Origin of the sequence: Pseudoalteromonas lipolytica, from assembly GCF_003515105.1 — a bacterium.
GTDB classification, from domain to species: domain Bacteria; phylum Pseudomonadota; class Gammaproteobacteria; order Enterobacterales; family Alteromonadaceae; genus Pseudoalteromonas; species Pseudoalteromonas lipolytica.
The window spans coordinates 2,458,231-2,476,785 of the sequence record NZ_CP032090.1; the positions used below are offsets into that span (position 1 = coordinate 2,458,231).

12 protein-coding genes are annotated in these 18,555 nt (G+C 40.9%); 8 read left to right on the forward strand and 4 right to left on the reverse strand.

The features are described 5' to 3' along the window. The first annotated feature begins 130 nt into the window (after positions 1-130). Positions 131-1,375 (forward strand): DUF642 domain-containing protein, encoded by a 1,245-nt coding sequence (locus D0907_RS11170; protein WP_118844469.1) that lies wholly within the window; start codon positions 131-133, stop codon positions 1,373-1,375. A gap of 106 nt (positions 1,376-1,481) precedes the next feature. Here the strand turns inward: D0907_RS11170 and D0907_RS11175 are convergent, their stop codons facing one another. Beyond that, the gene (locus D0907_RS11175; RefSeq protein WP_036966987.1) at positions 1,482-2,012 is read right to left on the reverse strand and encodes a thioesterase family protein; all 531 of its coding nucleotides are present in this window, start codon (positions 2,010-2,012) and stop codon (positions 1,482-1,484) included. A 109-nt stretch (positions 2,013-2,121) separates the two neighbouring features. On the opposite strand from D0907_RS11175, the gene D0907_RS11180 reads away from it, so the two are divergent. Further along, a complete protein-coding gene (locus tag D0907_RS11180) occupies positions 2,122-2,610 on the forward strand; it encodes a hypothetical protein (protein ID WP_036966984.1) in 489 nt (162 codons plus the stop codon). A 14-nt stretch (positions 2,611-2,624) separates the two neighbouring features. Here D0907_RS11180 and tyrR read toward each other — a convergent pair whose 3' ends face one another. The 3 genes from tyrR to bcsE all read right to left on the reverse strand — a co-directional run bounded on the left by tyrR (position 2,625) and on the right by bcsE (position 7,661). Beyond that, complete coding sequence (gene tyrR / locus D0907_RS11185) at positions 2,625-4,181, reverse strand: transcriptional regulator TyrR (protein ID WP_036966980.1); 1,557 nt, start codon at positions 4,179-4,181, stop codon at positions 2,625-2,627. Between the two features lie 104 nt (positions 4,182-4,285). Then, on the reverse strand, positions 4,286-5,866 hold the full coding sequence (gene bcsG, locus D0907_RS11190) for a cellulose biosynthesis protein BcsG (RefSeq protein WP_065978854.1): 1,581 nt from the start codon (positions 5,864-5,866) through the stop codon (positions 4,286-4,288). 169 nt (positions 5,867-6,035) lie between these two features. Continuing rightward, entirely contained in the window at positions 6,036-7,661 is a 1,626-nt protein-coding gene (gene bcsE / locus D0907_RS11195) for a cellulose biosynthesis protein BcsE (protein ID WP_036966973.1), read from the reverse strand. A gap of 122 nt (positions 7,662-7,783) precedes the next feature. Between bcsE and bcsR the strand changes: the two genes are divergently transcribed. The 6 genes from bcsR to D0907_RS11225 are packed head-to-tail and all read left to right on the forward strand — an operon-like array spanning position 7,784 to position 18,551. Next, entirely contained in the window at positions 7,784-7,999 is a 216-nt protein-coding gene (gene bcsR, locus D0907_RS11200; RefSeq protein WP_036966971.1) for a BcsR/BcsP family cellulose biosynthesis protein, read from the forward strand. 3 nt (positions 8,000-8,002) lie between these two features. Further along, positions 8,003-8,725: a cellulose biosynthesis protein BcsQ gene (gene bcsQ / locus D0907_RS11205; RefSeq protein ID WP_036966968.1), complete on the forward strand. Its 723-nt coding sequence runs from the start codon at positions 8,003-8,005 to the stop codon at positions 8,723-8,725. Further along, complete coding sequence (bcsA, locus tag D0907_RS11210; RefSeq protein WP_118844470.1) at positions 8,715-11,381, forward strand: UDP-forming cellulose synthase catalytic subunit; 2,667 nt, start codon at positions 8,715-8,717, stop codon at positions 11,379-11,381. Before bcsQ ends, bcsA begins: the two co-directional genes overlap by 11 nt. Then, the gene (gene bcsB, locus D0907_RS11215; RefSeq protein WP_118844471.1) at positions 11,378-13,627 is read left to right on the forward strand and encodes a cellulose biosynthesis cyclic di-GMP-binding regulatory protein BcsB; all 2,250 of its coding nucleotides are present in this window, start codon (positions 11,378-11,380) and stop codon (positions 13,625-13,627) included. The genes bcsA and bcsB overlap by 4 nt, the downstream gene beginning before the upstream one ends. Next, positions 13,627-14,742 (forward strand): cellulose synthase complex periplasmic endoglucanase BcsZ, encoded by a 1,116-nt coding sequence (gene bcsZ / locus D0907_RS11220; RefSeq protein ID WP_118844472.1) that lies wholly within the window; start codon positions 13,627-13,629, stop codon positions 14,740-14,742. The genes bcsB and bcsZ overlap by 1 nt, the downstream gene beginning before the upstream one ends. Continuing rightward, the gene (locus tag D0907_RS11225; RefSeq protein ID WP_118844473.1) at positions 14,733-18,551 is read left to right on the forward strand and encodes a cellulose synthase subunit BcsC-related outer membrane protein; all 3,819 of its coding nucleotides are present in this window, start codon (positions 14,733-14,735) and stop codon (positions 18,549-18,551) included. The genes bcsZ and D0907_RS11225 overlap by 10 nt, the downstream gene beginning before the upstream one ends. Positions 18,552-18,555 lie beyond the last annotated feature (4 nt).

Consider the following 18,555-nt stretch of genomic DNA (forward strand, 5'->3'; position numbering starts at 1 on the left):
GTCAATAAGTTACCTAATTATTAGGGTATTTCGCATATAAACAGGACCGTTCCTCGTTTGAATACTTCTATCCTAAAGCAGTAAAATGATACCAGCTTACATTAATTAAATGTTAACAAATAAGGTTATCATGAAAAAACTGATTTCTAAATTTGCAATATTACCTTTCACTATTGCAACAAGCATCGCATTGGCTAACACCAATTTAGTTACAAATGGCTCTTTTGAGAATACTGACGCTGTAACAGCAAACTCAGGACAATGGCAACTATTCAGTGATATTTCTCACTGGGATCGTAGTGGCTATGCAAAATTTGAAATTCAAACCAATAAACTTGGCTTAATTGCAGCACAAGACGGCATGCAATATCTAGAGCTAGATTCAACATCGAATTACGGTATTGTGCAAAATATTGCCACTCAAGCTGGAAAAAAATATGAATTGAGCTTTTATTATTCAGCACGCATTGTTGGTAACAATCATACCAATAAAGCTGAAGTAAAATGGAATGGAAACTCACTCGCGGTCATTAACAGCAGTGCAAAAGGTTGGACCAAATATACCTTCAACGTAGAGGCCACCAATGCTAACTCCGTACTCGAATTTATCGGCCGTGGTAGCTCAGATTCTGTAGGTGCATTACTTGATAATGTTTCCTTAACTGAAGTACCTGCACCTTGTGCAGTGACGACTGGCTTGTATGGTATCAATAACTTTGGCTCTGAGACTGAAGGGTATGTATACCACTTTAATCCAGCGTCAAATGCTGTCACTGTTGTGGCAGGTATTACGAATACAGCATCGAACATTGCCAGCAATGAGGGTGTGCTTTATTTCATGCAGCAACTAGATAGCACTACAAAAGCATCTCAAATCTTCAGCTTAGATTTAGCAAGTAACGTGCAAGCAGAAGTTGCCAATAGTACATCGTTCCCTATTTACCGCTCAGCTATCACGCCTGATGGTCTATCACTTCGTGCGACAAGCAAAACTTATATGTACGACTTTGATTTAGCAACAGGTAATAAAACTGTGCTTGGTAAGCTTTCATACTCTGGCGACACATTTGCAGATGGTGACATTGCTTATTCAAACGACAATAACGTGTTATATGTGCTTACAGGTAAAGCACTTTACACATTAGATGAAGGCAGCTTTGAATTAACACTGGTTGGCGAGCATGACATTAATTGGGCTTCTGGCATTGCCATTGCAGATGACGGCACTATTTATATTTCTGGCAGAGAAAATAGTGAAAATGCCAAAATCTACCGCTTAGATCAGAACACTGCAGAAGCGACATTCATTATGGACGGTCCTTCGCACATAAACGACTTAACGTTTGTTAGCCACACGGTCTGTGCAGCGAAATAAATTGTGTTCAAAGCCTCAAAAATGCCAGCAAATCGCTGGCATTTTTTTTACTTTGAGCATTATACTTATACGTGCTAATAGTGAGTGTTTTGGCAGCGTATTAACATCATTGATTAGTGATCTTTTTTTGCTCAAGCATTTCTTTCCAATGCATTATCTCTGCCGGTAAAATAGGCGCAACACCTTTAAACCCAGCAACTTCAAGCATTTCTTCAACACTAACCACTCCTTTCTTACGCTTGAATACACCGCGTACATAAGCAATGGCATGTAAGCCACGCTCTGAATGAAACTTTTGCTCAATATAAAAATACTTATGATCCCATCCGACTAAACGCGTGCTTACTGTGTATTTTTGCATCGGTTTAATGTCTCGAATGTAGGTGATTGCCGTTGCGTTAACGATTGGAAACCAACGACGCTTCATAATATGCTGCAACAATCCAACCCGCTCAGTCATCCAAGTACGCGCTAAATCCATGATGCCTAAATACCGAGAGTTAGTCAGATGAAAATTTATATCACAATCAGTGGGTAATGCTTTAAATTCAATATCAATCGTATCAAGTAAGTCTTGGTAATCACGATTACGTTTAATTTTAAAAAACAATAAAATGAGTCGGAAATAGAGGTTCACGATAAAGGTCTAACCAGTTGTTAATGAGCAAAGTGTATCACAGCATATTGCTATGGCGAATATTCTGCTCTAATCTGTGCATATATTAGTATAAAAAAAGAATAATCTAATGAAATTTATTAATTTAGCGGCCTTGTTGACTGCAAGCTTATATACTCAATCTGCCTTTGCTGATTTTAATTACCCGGGCGAAGGGACTTTAAGTTACCCTACCGGGGTTGAGAAACCCTTTAAGTTTGGTTTTGGCTGGCAACAAGACACAGAGAAATTCACCATTGGTAATAAAACCTATGATATGTCGTTGCCTGAGTCTTACTCTGTCGCCATTACATTAAGTAAAGATGAGCAACAAATATGGGTACAGGAATTTAATAATGGGTTCTTCGAAGGGTTTCGTTGGCAAATTGGCGAGCACACTCTGGCATTAGAAAAACGTCAGTTTTCTGAAGCAGTCAAGGGCGATTATGTGATAAGCCTAGATAACCGAGACTACTTTTTTGCGCGCAACAATATCAGTATTGTTATTAAATTTGATAACGAGGGTATAAAAAACATCGCCATTGATGGCGTCACAAAAGACATGGGCACTAAACAATAGTGCCCATAGGGTAATTACACTTTCACCGTTTTACGATTAATGCCGTAATCTCTAAGCTTATTAGCCACCGCGGTATGGCTTAACCCTAAACGCTTCGCTAGCTGACGAGAACTTGGATACGCCGGATACAACTTACGAAGTAACGTGGCTTCAAAGCGTTTTACGGCTTGGTCAAGTGTGCCCTCAAAGTCTGACTCCAAATAGCCTAAATCATGTGTAAATGTTGGTAATTGTAAATGCTCAATTCTAAGCTCATTATCATCTAACAATGAAACAGCGCGATAAATCGCGTTTTCTAATTGTCGCACATTACCCGGCCACGGATAATCCTGTAAAAACCGTAAACATTCTTCCGATAAAACAGGCACCGAATGACCGTTTTGCTGAGCGTATTTTTGAATAAAATGCTCAGCAAGTGGACCCACATCCGCTTTTCTATCACGAAGTGGCGCTATTTCAAGAGTCAAAACGTTGATACGATAGTAAAGATCTTCTCTGAAGGTGCCTTCTTGAACCATGGCTGGCAAATCTTTTTGAGTCGCCGCAATAATACGAACATTCACTTTAACTTCGTTTTCATCGCCTACTTTTCTAAAAGTTCCATCCTGCAAAAAGCGTAATAACTTAGTCTGCAACTGAGTCGACATTTCACCCACTTCATCTAAGAATACGGTGCCGCCATCAGCCTGCTCTAACACGCCTCGTTTTGGGGCTGCATTTTCCTCGTAACCTGCATAGCCAAACAGTTCAGATTCAGCAACATCATCTGGTAACGAGGCGCACGATAAAGCAATAAAAGGTTTTACAGAACGATTAGACGCATAGTGGCAAGCACGCGCTAAAAGCTCTTTACCCGTACCTGTTTCACCGGTTATTAAAATAGGTGCTTCGAGTTGCGCCATTTTCCGTGCTTCTCTGACAACACGACGCATAGCAGTACTAAAGTTATGAATAGTGGCAAAACTTTCTTGCCCATAACGACGAAAAGCACTGACCTGCTGACCAAGACGGCTTTGCGATTTAATATTAATAACAGCACCTGCAAGCACATCCCCTTCAACGCCTTGGGGAACTGAAATAGGCAGAATATCGGCAATAAAGTCTTCACCTGCCACTTCAACACGCGTGGTTTGTCCTAATACTTCTTTACCCTCAAGCCAGCGGGTGAAGTTAAAGCCTTTCAATAAATTATTTATATTAGCGCCAATGACTTCTTTTTCTGATAACTGTAAATCACGGCATGCTGCATCATTACATAAACGCACCCATCCTTTTGCGTCTATAGAAATAACGCCGTCGGGCAAGGCTCTCAGCAGTGTATTTAGCTCATTATGTTCTCGCTCAGAAGGTAAGAATGCAGTTGTTCGCACATCTTTTACGCCATCAATTAAACGAATTGATGGCATAATTTTTTGAAACTGCTCAAACTCTATCGGTGGAAAACTCACATACATTCGGCAATTAACCGAATCAACTTCGATACCTTTTAAATCGACCTGGTAACTTACCAAAATATTGAGAATTTCTTGTGCGATACCAATTCGGTCGGCACAGTGAATATCTAAACGCATTACATCCTCAAAGAACGGGAACCTATAGTATGAGAATAATACGCTAACTCCCCATTTCTGGGTAGTCTATTGTAAAGATTTTTGGACAAACGTGTGCAAAAAACTCAATTGCTTGGGTACTTGGTCCACTCTTGGCCATCTAATTGGATATAAGGCTGTCCTTTAATGTACATCATAACGGTATCTTGGTTTTCAGCGACTACCGGAGCACTTGGTAAATTATCAAGCACACGCTTAACAGGCACCGTACCCGCAAATACATCCAGTTTCATGGTGTTATTGATAAGTTCAGACAACGAAAAATAGCTCATCGTCTGTTGTACATCATTCAAACCGCTGTGTTTAACATCAGGACCAATAAACTTCACGGCAGTGGGTACAGACACAATTGACGGGCTTGGGATTTCACGAAGACCTGCAAATTGTAGTTTATCACCCTCTAATGCTGCGCCATGTTCAGGCACAACCATTAACAGTACATTGCGCCCTTCTCTTTCAAGCTGACTAATAAAGTCATCAATATCACTAAATAAATGCTGCTGGCGAATTGGATAACTCTTTAGGCTATTCATGCGAGAGCGGCCCGCTAGCTGATTACCATCATGCAAGCTAATCGTGTTGTAATAAAGCGCACGTGGCTGCTTGGTATTTTTATGGCTCTCCAACCAATTACTTAAGATAGCGGCATCTGAATAAATAGGCTTTCCATCGAAACCATATTGCGCAGCTTGAAATTGACTAAAATCCAAATTAGGCACTGACACGCCACCGTATTGTTTGATCAAGCCAATAAAGTCATCAAAATGACCATCATGATTTAATGCCACGCTCGTGTTGTAACCTAGCTGCGATAAGTTACTAAATAATTGACACTCTTTAGCCACAGGTTTAAACAATTGGTCTTGAGGAGTTTGCCCACAACTCGCACGCAGTAACCTTATTGCTGCAGGACCACTGTATGAGGTTGCTGAATTAAAATTACTAAACAAAATATCAAAGTTATCAAATAAATCACGCGGTCTCACACCAATGGCGTCCAGGTCCGCAGTGGCCAAAGAGCAAATATTAAGCACAACCACGTCAAAGGGTTGTCCATTGAAATTAGTCGGAAATTGGCTTTTTAGTTGAGTTTGTTGCTGATAAAAATCATCGAGTTGTTGATCAAACGTTTTTTGTGGTGACGAACTCGACACTGCGACAGGTACCTGTTTTTTCGTTGATTGATTATTCACAACCACAGGGGTTGAGAGTGTATCTGTTACTGTCGTCGCACTCAGCCAATAAACGTAAATAAACCCGACCACTGAAATACTGGTGTAGCGTATCCATTTTACTGAATACCAATACACCACGACTAAAACAAACAGCCCCAGTAATATATCAACACTGATCACTCGCGTCGCAATCTCCGCAAAGTAAGCAAAGCTGAAGTCTTGTACATTTTCAGCTTGTTTAGTTAAACGTGAAATGGGGGGGAGCCACGAATCGTGATACAAAAGTGCAGCCCCAACTACGACACTGATACTCTGTTTTAAATACGTTAACCATTTGATTTGAAATGACACGGCTAAAAAAGCAAAAAACGCTAAATTTGCGACGAGATCAAATGAAATATCACCACGACTATAAAGAAAAAACTTTACTAAAAAGTATAAGTTCCAAACACCTAATCCTGAAAGCCTCACTGAGAATCCTTTTTCTGTTTTTTGGGAGTATAGGGCGTTAATAACACATGCCTAAAAGTCAATGTACGGTAAATGCTTACTATTTTTTTAAACAAGATTTTACCTGTATTACTAATCAAAACCCCCAATAATAAAGCGATAATAAAAGTAATAAAGAACTGATTTAAACTCATATTTGCTCACCTTTTAAAGTTACTTTTACGGGTTTAGAGATAGGCCTAATCACCTTTTTAAATTCAGGAGTCTCCTTATTCAATGAAGAAATATCAGCTGTTTTAGCATCAAAAACATAACTGACATTTTCTTTTAATTGCTCGGTGTAATCAGGCACGTCAACATTGGTATACCTGCGCTGCAGATGACGGCATTCTTGCTGAATGTAGAAATGATCTGCAATCACATTTTTCGACATAAAAAAGTCGCTAATTTCAAGCTTAAATAAATGCTTAATCGCACTTTCTACGTCATGCTCACGACACGCATGTAAATACAGGTAAATATAATCGTCAGCAAAGCTAAAAATATCCCCTTCACGTTTTACATGAAACAAATGCAGCGGGTGTATTGCATCTATACGGGGTAAAAGTTGTAACATAACAAGCACCCCGCTAACACCTAAATTTGCAGCTGAGTCACTATGCTTAGCAACTTGTTCAACAAATTTATTTATCGGCAGATACCCTTTAGTCAGTACGTTTTCACTGTATTTCAATACCTCATCAATTGAGTTAGGAAGTGGTCTTGAAAACTGGAATCCTTGGATTGATTGAATTTGTGATTGTAACCGCGAAGGCTCAGAGAAACTGTATAAAATAAGGTTCACGCCTAACGTTAAAAAGAGGCACTCATCTTGATGGCGAATAATGCCATCTACATTTTGAATGACTAGCTTTAACTTTCGACCACATTGTTTGCGAAGCGAAAAGCACTCACCAGCCAATGCAGACAAATCAGTGTAGCGCGTTACCGAAAACACTAATGTAGCAGCTTTTTTTGTAAGGCCTAGTTTATACAGTGCATTATTATCTTCGACTATTTTATAAGACAGCGGTAACTTCGTCCCTTGCGGCAACGCATGTTTAACAAGCCATACCTCATCTTCATCTAATCCTTGTTGCGATGATGTTTGCTCATTCGACTCTTCTAAATGAGCATCAAAAACGCTCAATTGCCCCTGCAAAAGCTCACAATTTATAGAATGACCCGCAATTACGCCATCTTTATGGCTCCAATAGTCATATTCTAAGGTACGAATTGAGGCTTCTTGAGTAATAAAAATTTGGCCATCAAAAAGCGTATTTAAAGCCAGAAACTGGCGCCTTACATCACTAATACGCGAGCCCGAAATCAAGAATATAACTGTTACGTTTTTAGCAATAGATAAATCACGGTAAAACCCGAGCTTTTTAGTTAATTGCGCTTCAGTAAGAGGTACTAGCAGCTCTGAATCCAAGTGTAAAATCAGTGTACTATTTCGAAGCTCTTTATATTGTTTTAATTCCTGAATCACGCCGCGAGAGAAATGTAAGTTTTTTGCTAAATTTGCATCGTGATGTAAATGAAAAGGATGCAGCAAACCTTGCTCAAAAAGGCTAAATAATAGCGTGTTATTTTCACTCTCAAAAAACACCTCAACGTGCTCAGAGAGCAGGAAAACAGGGTCTTTATTACTAGCTAATAGGTGTCTTACTAACTCTAATAACTGATTGTCTAAAGATGCCAACAGTGCATAATTTGCACAGCGCTTGAGCGCTGAGTAAGCGTTTTGTAATCCTGTAATTTGTAAATGGGGCACCAGAAAATCCTTTTAAAAGATACTTTAGCGCTAGTTTTAAGCGCTATTCTATATATAATGCGGCTTATGTCCATGTATCGTAGACAAATTAAATTCAGTTTTTGCCGTTATAGGTCTATTAGATGAATGACTTTGCATTTAAAAAATCAACTGTTTTAACAAAAAATGACATTGACAATTTATTACGCCAATTTGGCGGAAAAAATCAAGGTTATATTGAAATAGTCGACGTTGAAAAAAACCGTCAAACGATCGATAAATATCCTTTAATTAAAGATATCGCTTTATCTATTAAAGATACACAACAAGATAAATTATTTAACAAAAGCACATACTAAAGAATGAAAAAGATTTTCGTGAAAGGGATAAAAGGAGGTACTGGAACCACATCGGTAGTGGCAAACCTTGCGTGTGCTTTAAGAAAATCACATGAAACAGTCTATGTAATAGATCTCGATCCTAAAAGCGACATAGGCTTACACCTAGGGCTTGCATGGGACCATTTACTAGGATGGAGTGATTACGCCGATTTTGCATCTGCCAGTGAGCAGTTCCATCAAGATAATGACGGCGTCACATTCTTACCGTACGGAAGTGGCTCAAACACAAAAAGCAGCTTTAAAGATATAATAAATCATTGCCAGCAACTTCATGACAGCGATGACGCGTGGTTCTTATTTGATTGCCCTGCACATATTAATGCACTTGAATACCCGCTTGACTCTGAAGATATTTTTCTTGAAGTCATCAATTGTGACGCCATATGCCATAGTTTGATGTATAAGCAACTGAATTTTTTAAAGCAGTCTGGTTCATCGTGGCAGCACTACTTCTTGACTAATCGTTTTAATTCAGCGTCTGAATTAGAGTCTGACTTATTACAGCTATGGCAATCTGAATTACCTCTTTTTGCGCCTTTATACATCAACAAAGACGAAGCTATCATGGAAGCAACCGCATTTCGTAATGTGGCGATTAATTGTGCTCCATACAGTGTTGCCAACGATGACTTTGAAACCTTAGCCGGTTGGCTCGTTAGTCGTGCAAACAATAATGAATCATAAGCCAACAGCAATGAAATTACCTGAACGTATCATCAAAACCTGCTTAGGCTTCTTATTTACAAAGAAGATAACTCGTTTTGTGTTTTTTAAATTTCATGGCTACTTTAATCAGCATAAAATAAGCCTACTTGGGGCATTTATTCTGCCTTTTTTGGTGTTATTTTTATCCTTGTTTATAAAACTGGACAAAAACAGAAAAAACCAAATAAAACAAAAGTTAAAGTACTTTTATCCGCATGTAACGCGCCCCGTTGTCACACCCAGTAACTGTGTACGCATTTTATTGCAAAGTATTTATTTAGCCTTGTTCAACACCACAACAACATCACAGGCACAGATAAGCTATGAGCAGCGTAAAACATGGCGAAAAATAAAGCATTCACTCAGAATACTGCGCCTTGTCGACAAAAAATTAGTACGTGCATTTAAGCGACTTTGGCTGTTTGCTAAAACAAACCCATCAGCAGAATCTTACCAGCGTATTAGTAAAGCTGAAATTTGGAACAATCGCATACTGAAAATCGCGTTTTTCACCATACTCATTTTTGCTGTGGCAGTTTTTGTCACGGTGCCTTTCAGTATCGAAGCACAAGCGGTGTTCATTAGTTTACTGCTTATCGTTGCCTACTCGCTAAGGCGCGTTGAAGGACAGATGGCCACCATCACCATGATCACGCTGGCAGTCACAACATCAACACGTTATTTATGGTGGCGCTACACCGACACGCTTAACTGGGATGACCCCGTCGCATTAGGGTTAGGTATTGGCTTATTATTAGCTGAAAGCTATGCGTGGCTGGTGCTTATTTTAGGCTTTTTTCAAACCATTAACCCACTAAAACGTAAGCCTTTACCACTTAATGAAGACACGTCAATGTGGCCAACCGTCGACATTTATATTCCGACTTACAATGAGCCATTAAGTGTCGTTAAACCTACCACTATTGCTGCCCAAAGCATCGACTGGCCTGCTGATAAGTTAAACATCTACATTTTAGATGATGGTAAGCGTCCTGAATTCGCTGAATTTGCAAGACAAATTGGGGTTGGCTACCTCACTCGCTCAGACAATAATCACGCTAAAGCGGGTAATATGAATCAGGCTATGAAAGTGACACAGGGCGAATATATCGCTATTTTTGACTGTGATCACATCCCTGCCCGCTCTTTCTTACAAATGACTATGGGGCAATTTCTTAACGACAGCAAAGTGTGTCTAGTGCAGACTCCACATCACTTTTTCTCTGCGGATCCATTTGAACGAAATTTAAAAAACCATCGAAAAATCCCGAATGAAAACATGCTGTTTTATGGCTTAATTCAAGACGGAAATGACATGTGGGACGCTACATTTTTCTGTGGTTCGTGTGCTGTACTCAGGCGAAGTGCGCTTGAAGAAATAGGCGGTTTTGCCGTTGAAACCGTCACCGAAGATGCTCACACTGCATTAAGAATGCAGCGTGCAGGCTACAAAACCACCTATATCAATATTCCACAAGCTGCAGGGTTGGCTACTGATAGTTTATCGGCACATGTGGGTCAAAGAATTCGCTGGGCACGAGGGATGGCGCAAATTTTCCGCTTAGATAACCCTTTGTTTGGTAAAGGCCTGAATATTGCTCAACGACTCTGTTATCTCAATGCAATGTTACACTTTTTATCTGGTATCCCTCGCATTGTCTTTTTAACGGCCCCGCTTGCGCTAATTTACTTCAATGCACAAATTATCTATGCGCCTTTTGTGGCTATTTTCTTATATATAGTGCCAACATTATTGCAGGTAAAAATTACTAACTCTCGTATTCAAGGTAAGTATCGTTACTCTTTTTGGGGGGAGGTCTATGAGTCTGTTCTTGCGTGGTATATTTTAAAGCCCACCACAGTTGCGTTAATTAACCCTAATAAAGGAAAGTTTAATGTGACTGAAAAAGGGGGATTAAACGACACCGATCATTACGACTGGACTATTTCAAGGCCTTACATCATCCTTTTACTTATCAATGTTATCGGCATGACCTATGGCGTATTCAGACTCTTTTTTGGTGATACATCACAGATAGGTGTGTTAATTATCAGTATGTTATGGGCAAGCTACAACGTTATAATTCTGGGTGCTGCGGTTGCCGTTGCAGCTGAAGCAAAACAAGTACGTAGCTCACACCGAATTAAAGCTAACTTCCCTGCTGCAATTAGATTAGCCAACGGACACACGATAAAGGTCAAAATCACCGATTACTCTGATAACGGCGTCGGGCTTGAAACAGAACATAGCCACCTGTGCCGTGTAAACGATAAAGTTGAACTACTAATGAGTCGAGGATTTAAGCAGTATTCATTTGCCACCTACATTTGCAACACACGCGACAAACAATTGGGCTTAACGCTTCGTGATCTAGATTTAGAAAAACAAAAAGCGTTTATTCAATGCACCTTCTCTCGTGCAGATGCCTGGCTTGATTGGCAAGAAAACTTTAAACACGATAAACCGTCATACAGTTTTTCAAATGTATTTTACACCAGCCTTCGAGGCTTTAAGAACTTGATTTTCCACGCTCCAAATGAATTAAGACCCGTCATTGTATTTGTATCGCAGGTCTTATATTTTGTGGCCTCGTTATTACCTAAAAAACCAACAAAAGCGTTTAAACCATCATGATGAAATCACTATTAACCTTGTTATTAGCAGTTGGCACTCTCAGTTTATCTGGCTGGGCTATGAGCGCAGAGCCACTCCCTGATAAATCTATTTTTGATGATGGTTACCCTGAAAGTGCCCCTGTCGAAAGTTTAACGCTCAGTTTTGAACAGTTAGGGCTTAGTAAGTTTAAACTCGATGGCGTGAGTAGTAATACACGTGTTGAGTTTACCAATCGTTTAGACAGGCTCGGGAAAAAGTTAACGCTTAACTTTTCATATACTTACTCACCTTCTTTAATAGGCCGAGTCTCGCATCTAAAAATATTTTTCAATGAAAACTTAGTCACTGTATTACCTATTGACGATAAAAATACGGTACTCGGCAGTGTAACCGAGCACAGTGTTGCGCTTAATCCCAAGCTAATTAAAGATTTTAACCAAGTGCGTTTTGAACTCATCGGTTACTACGATTTAGTGTGCCAAGACGATTACAGTAAAACAATTTGGGCAGAAATTGGCAAAAGTAGTCATATCAGCATTGAGAGACAATCACTTGCACTTGAAAGTTTACTTGAGTATTTCCCGGCGCCGTTTTTTGACTCGCGTGATTACACCAAACTGACATTGCCATTTATTTTTTCTTCGCAACCCGATGAGCCAACACTGGAAGCTGCCGCTGCACTATCAAGTTTTTTTGGTGCGCAAGCGAAATGGCGTAAAGCGCAGTTTCCTGTCCATATCAATAGTACGCCCACTGAGCATAGTGTGGTGTTTGCAACCAATGATAATAAGCCTGACTTTTTACTAAATTATCCCGATGTCGATAAGCCAACAATCGAAATCATCAGTAGCCCGACACATCGCTATGCAAAAGTTTTATTAGTGTTAGGCAAAAACACAGAGCAATTAAAAGAGGCGGTTGTTGGATTAGTGTTTGGCTATAAAGTCATGACAGGTCGAAGCGCCACCGTTGACGCAATTGCCAACCTGCCTTTAAGAAAAGCTTACGATGCGCCGCTGTGGGTTCGTTCAGACCGTGCTGTGAGTTTTGATGAATTTATCGAATACCCGACCCAATTACAATCACAAGGCTTTCGTGGACAACCTGTCCGTTTAGACTTACGCTTTGCACCTGACTTATTTACATGGCGCGAAAATGGCATTCCCATTACGCTAAACTACCGCAACACCCCTGTTGAGCATGGCATGTTGTCGCGCTTAAATATGCTTATAAATGGCAAATTTGTAGATGGTTTTATTCTTGAGAACGACCATGGTAAAACCATTACCACGCAAACGTTACTGCCGCTATTATCAGACATAAACCCGAGCCAATCACGCCAAGATTTTGAGCTAACAGGGCTTGATTTAACCACTAACAACCAACTCACTTATGACTTTAACTTTGCCGTTGTAAAAACAGGCGAATGCAGTGCGATTCCTGCCGGTGGCGAATTTGGTGCTATCGATGGCAGCTCTACAATTGATGTGAGTAACTTCCATCACTATATTGCTTTACCCAATTTACGAGCATTTGCGAGTGGCGGTTTCCCCTTTACGAAATATGCCGATTTACATCAAAGTACTTTAGTGATGGAGGCTAATAGCTCTACAAATGCGATTAGCTTACTGCTGAATTTTACAGGCCATTTAGGGGCGATTACCGGTTATCCTGCTCATCGTTTGAGTATTCAATTTCCAAGTAGTCAGCTAGATTTTGCTGACAAAGATATTGTCATTATTGGTAAACCAGATTCATTTTTAAGCTCGGTCGCCGAAAACAGCTCTCTCAGTGTATTGATTGATAATAATCAACGTATTGTCGATCAAGCTATTTATAATGGTGCTTATGACAGTACCGATGCCGAAAAAATTAAAGTCAATATACGGAGTTTGGGCCGTTTAGCCATTATATCTGGTTTCCAATCGCCTTTTGATTCTGACCGCTCAGTAGTGTCTTTAATTGCCACTAACGACAATGCTTACTCATTGCTTACAGATGCACTATTAGATAACGCGAAAACATCACAAATAATGGGTAGCTCTGCAATTATTAATAACCAAGGCATTAAAACCATAAAAACCGATGACCAGTATTTTGTTGGCCACGTGCCAATCCACACGCTAATTTGGTTCCATTTTTCAGACCAACCTTTGTTGTTGGCTATTTTATCAATTCTTACCCTACTGCTCATTTCATTTATGTTATGGCGACTATTAATGTTGTTAACAAAGAAACGTTTATCTGAAGGAGATAAAGCATAATGAAGACTCTTGCTTCTTTGCTATTCGTTTTAGCATTTTCAACACCCGCTTTTGCACAATTAACCTGTGCAGCGTGGCCACAGTGGAATACGTTTAAAACGCATTTTATTTCGCCTAAAGGACGTGTTATCGATTTAGGCAGCGAATATGATATAACGACATCGGAGGGTCAATCATATGCACTTTTCTTCGCCTTAGTTGCCAACGATCAAGCCAGCTTTGATACATTATTAGAGTGGACAGAAGTTAATCTTTCTGAAGGTGATTTAAGTACGCGCCTGCCTGCATGGAAATGGGGTATAAAGGAAGGTGAAGGTAAAATTTTAGATTCAAACCCAGCCTCTGACTCTGATTTATGGATAGCATACACCCTCTCTCAAGCAGCCAAGCTTTGGCAAGACAGGCGCTATGCAGTGCTAAGCAGTGTGCTTGCAGAACGTATTATTCGTGAAGAAACCGCACAGCTTCCTAAACTGGGGATTACATTACTGCCTGGACCTAATGGCTTTAAGGACGGAAACACTTGGAAGCTTAATCCAAGCTATGCCCCACTGTTTATCCTTAAGCAATTTGCTGAACTTTATCCGCACTCTCCTTGGCAGCAATTGCATGACAACTCTGCCAATATGCTTATTAGCACAGCCGCTAAAGGGTTTAGCCCTGACTGGGTTAATTACAATGCAGAGCAAGGCTTTTTTCATGATAAACACGCACCTGCTCTTGGAAGTTATAATGCAATACGGGTCTATTTATGGGCCAGTTTGATGGCTGAAGATGCGCCTTACAAATCAGCATTAATGAAACAATTAACCCCCATGGTTGAGCACATTGTTTCTTCAGGCAAAGTGCCCCTAGAAACACAGACTGTCACGGGGAAAGTATCAGGTACGGGACCTATTGGCTTTGGGGCTGCGCTATTGCCATTTTTAGCGGCAGAGAATGCATCGCAATTAATCACCGCATTACAACAGCAAATGATGATGGACACCGGTTTTATTAGTAGCCGCTACTATGACAGTGTGTTGTATTTATTTGGCACGAGCGCATTAAACAAACGCTTCAGCATTGATAAAAATGGCGAACTCATTACGAACTGGAGTGCTGAATGCCAATAAAATGGTTACTTGCTGCAATTATAGCAAGTCCGAGTGCAATCGCCTCTTCGACACAAAACAGCCTTGATACCCAATCTATTGATTGGTTAATAAGCCAAGTGCAACTCGGTGAGATAGAGCTAGACACTGAACTTATGACCAATAGTTTAGATAAGCTGTTGAGTATCGCGCCTAAAGACACGCAAGTGCAGTGTGCAGAGATACGCGTGCTGTATGCGCTGAAAGAAACAGAGCAAGCCAACAACTTGCTTGCAGGCATTGCTCAACAGCCCCACCCCTGTGTTGACAGCCTTGCACTTTTGGCCAGAGTAAATAACGAAGATAAAGCCACGATTCAACAGGCTCGCCTGCGTGCGCGTGCGGGTCAATATGCTGCGGCTGTTAAAATTTACAATACGTTATTTAAATCGACTTATCCGAATATCGAGTTCGAGCTTGAGCATATTAATTGGCTAGCCCAAGACAGCAGCCAATATCAACACGCCCTAAGGGGGTATCGCTCTTTAATGAAACGCTACCCAAATAGTGGCCGTTTTGAGTTAGCTTATGCCCGTCATCTTATTAAGAAAAATCCTGAAAATGCACAGGCGATTGAACTGCTAAGTCACTACGCACACAGTAATCAATATGGTGTAGAAGCCGAATTTGCTTGGATTTCAGCACTCGAAGACATGCCGCTTAACCAACAAACCATGCGTGCCTATGCACGTTATTTTGAAGCGTACCCAAAAAGCAGTAAGGGGCAGTTACAATTTAGTGATTTTGAAAAAAAATACCAAGCAGAGCAAAGAAAGCTTGCAGATCCTGCCTACAAAGCGTGGGTTAGAGGCAACCAAGCACTTGAAAAGAAAGATTTTTCAAAAGCACAGAGGTATTTTAATTCTGCGTTATCAGGGCGTCCAACAGACCCAGAAATCTATAATAGTTTGGGTTTGCTTAATCTTCGGCAAGGCAATAATGAGCAGGCTTACAACTTTTTTAAAAAAGCACAACAATTCAGCACAGATGTAAATCGTATTACCGTATTAAAAGGCTTAGCAAACACAGCACGATTTTGGCAGTACATCGATGAGGCAAAATCGGCACTCAGTGCATCACAGTTTAAACGTGCTGAACTTAAGCTAAATTTAGCCGACACTCTCGATGAAGACCCAGACACCGTGCTGTTTTACCGCGCACAACTTGCTGAACAAAGTGGTCAATATCAAACGGCTATGAATTTGTATAAGCAAGTATTAAAAAACGATCCACTGGCAGAGTCGACCCTAAGCGCAATGCTTCGCCTCAGTGCGTCAGATGGTAATTATACGAGAAGCCATCAGTTTTATAATGGCTTAAGCACTCAGCAGCAAGCGCTTATAGCCCAAGATTATACACTTTTACAAACTCAGCAATTACGTGAACAAGCCGATGCATTAACCGCTAAAGGTGACCTCGATGGAGCAGTACAACGCTTATTAGTCGCCATAAAACAAAGCCCGCGCCAAAGTTGGTTGTACTATGATCTAGCAAACTTATACCAACAACAGGGGTTGGTTGATCATGCCAAAGCTCTTTACAAAAAAACCTTATGGCAATTCCCTCTTGATGCTGAGCTTCGCTACAGCCATGCTTTGTTTTTACGCTCATTGAATGACTACGAGGGGGCATTAGCAACCCTTGATTATATTCCAAATAACGCACGCACTGAGCAAATTAATGTATTAACTGAGCAACTGAGTATTAATGCCAAACTTGAAAAACTCGCGACAAATAATACGGCAACGAATAAAGCTACAATTATTTATAAACTCACGGAATTAGAAGCGCAACCACTCACCCCGCTTATGCAGGCAGAGCTGGCAACTCAGTGGCGACAAATTAATGAAAATAACTATGCTATTCGACAGTTAAAGAAGGCGCTTACGCGCGATCCAAGTCTCAACCCTTACTGGCATATGCTCTATGGTGGCTGGCTTATCGAAAGCGCTAATCAAGCAGACACCGACACATGGCTTGCGCATTACCAATTACCCACTAAGGCAACTGAGGCCGAGCAAGCGCAGTGGTTAGCTTTGCAAATTGACTACATTAACACCTTTGAGCAAGGACAACGTCGTATTGCAAAACTGAGCTCACTCGATCAGCAACACAATAATAATCCCCAATTAGCTGAAGCCCTTATCACTGCGTATATTGAACAAAGTGAAGGCGACGCTGCAATCAACCGATACCAACAACACACTGCGGCCGGATTCAGTGTTTCGATTGATACCGCATTGGCAGTTGCTAAATTAAGTCGAGAGCAAGGTGAGCACCTTTTAGCGGATCACATCATTGCAGAACAGGTCCATGCTGTTAATGCACAAGAGGCATACCGCCAACAACAGCTAATGGCTGCCCTCGGTAATGTTGAAAACCAGTCAACAACCCTCAAGCTCGCTCAACAATTACTCGCCAAGTCAAACAATAATGCCGAGCTTTATTATCAAGCGGCATCCGTTGCCGATTCGCTTGAACAAACTACCCGTGCAGAGAATTGGTATCGTACTGCAATCGCCCCGCAAACACACAACCAGACCACTCTCAGTGATGAACAAAATTATGCGCTTTACGCGCTGGACGACGATGCACCTTGGTACGTCAATAATGCGAAACGCCAGTTGCAGCGTATTGAGCGCAATGAGCAGGCGTATATTACTGCGGCCATCAACCTTAGCAGCCAAACCAGTACTCAAAATGAGTCATCATTAGGGGCAGGCGCCACTCCCATAGAGGCTGGTTTCCCGCTTTTTGGTGGCACCGGTATTGTAAAGCTCGATCCGATGACGATTTCAAGTCAAGAAACACGTTTTGATGAAACCTTCGCGGGTAGCCGCTACGGACAAGGTGCGTTGTGTATTTTCGATTGCCCATTGACCAGCATTAAGCCGAAGCAACAAGGTATCGATATTGGCCTTGCGTGGCAAAACGAACAGTGGCGTTTTGATATTGGCACGACCCCACTGGGCTTTTTAGTTGAGGACATTGTTTGGGGCATTGATTACAACGGCGATATTGGTGATTTTGGCTATGGTGTTACAGTGAATAAACGCCCTGTCACCAGCTCAGTTTTATCGTATGCGGGTCTAGAAGATGTATTCACTAACCAAGTGTGGGGTGGCGTACGCGCTACACAACTTCAGCTCAGCCTTTCTCACGACTTAGGACTCGACTGGGGATTTTGGGGCAGCACAAACTATCAATTGCTCAAAGGTAAAAACGTTAAAGACAATCAAAGTTACAGTCTTATGGGGGGCAGTTACTACCGAGCCATCCGACAGCGGGATCAAGAGTTAAGCTTGGGCATTAACCTATTACACTGGTCTTATAAATATAATTTAAGTGAAGAAACGTGGGGTCATGGTGGCTATTACAGCCCGCAAAACTACTTAGGGGCTTCTTTTCCTGTGGTTTATGATCACCGAATTGGTCACAATTTTATTTATCGTCTTCGTGCGGGTGTATCGTGGTCAACAACAACGACTGACGAAATTGAATTTTTCCCGAACGATGCTCTTTTGCAGGCTCAAGCACACGCGCAAACAGACGTAACCGGAGTGACGCCTATTTTTGAAGATGATAAAAGTAATGGGCTTTCTTATAACTTAGGAGCCAGTTTTGAATACCGTTTTACACCCCATTGGTTTTTTGGCGGATATTTAAATTTAGATCGTGCAGATTTTTACGAACCAAACTATGCACAGTTCTATTTTAGGTACTACTTTAAGCCGGTTTACAGTGAACTGACCTTCCCTGGAAAGCCTGTTGTACCTTACCAAAGCTACTAAACAC

What these genes read in the sequence shown, in the direction of transcription:
- bcsQ (WP_036966968.1), top strand. Translation starts at nt 8,003, where the DNA reads ATGAAAAAGATTTTCGTGAAAGGGATAAAAGGAGGTACTGGAACCACA.
- D0907_RS11225 (WP_118844473.1), top strand. Translation starts at nt 14,733, where the DNA reads ATGCCAATAAAATGGTTACTTGCTGCAATTATAGCAAGTCCGAGTGCA.
- tyrR (WP_036966980.1), bottom strand. Translation starts at nt 4,181, where the DNA reads ATGCGTTTAGATATTCACTGTGCCGACCGAATTGGTATCGCACAAGAA.
- bcsZ (WP_118844472.1), top strand. Translation starts at nt 13,627, where the DNA reads ATGAAGACTCTTGCTTCTTTGCTATTCGTTTTAGCATTTTCAACACCC.
- bcsB (WP_118844471.1), top strand. Translation starts at nt 11,378, where the DNA reads ATGATGAAATCACTATTAACCTTGTTATTAGCAGTTGGCACTCTCAGT.
- D0907_RS11170 (WP_118844469.1), top strand. Translation starts at nt 131, where the DNA reads ATGAAAAAACTGATTTCTAAATTTGCAATATTACCTTTCACTATTGCA.
- bcsR (WP_036966971.1), top strand. Translation starts at nt 7,784, where the DNA reads ATGAATGACTTTGCATTTAAAAAATCAACTGTTTTAACAAAAAATGAC.
- D0907_RS11180 (WP_036966984.1), top strand. Translation starts at nt 2,122, where the DNA reads ATGAAATTTATTAATTTAGCGGCCTTGTTGACTGCAAGCTTATATACT.
- bcsA (WP_118844470.1), top strand. Translation starts at nt 8,715, where the DNA reads ATGAATCATAAGCCAACAGCAATGAAATTACCTGAACGTATCATCAAA.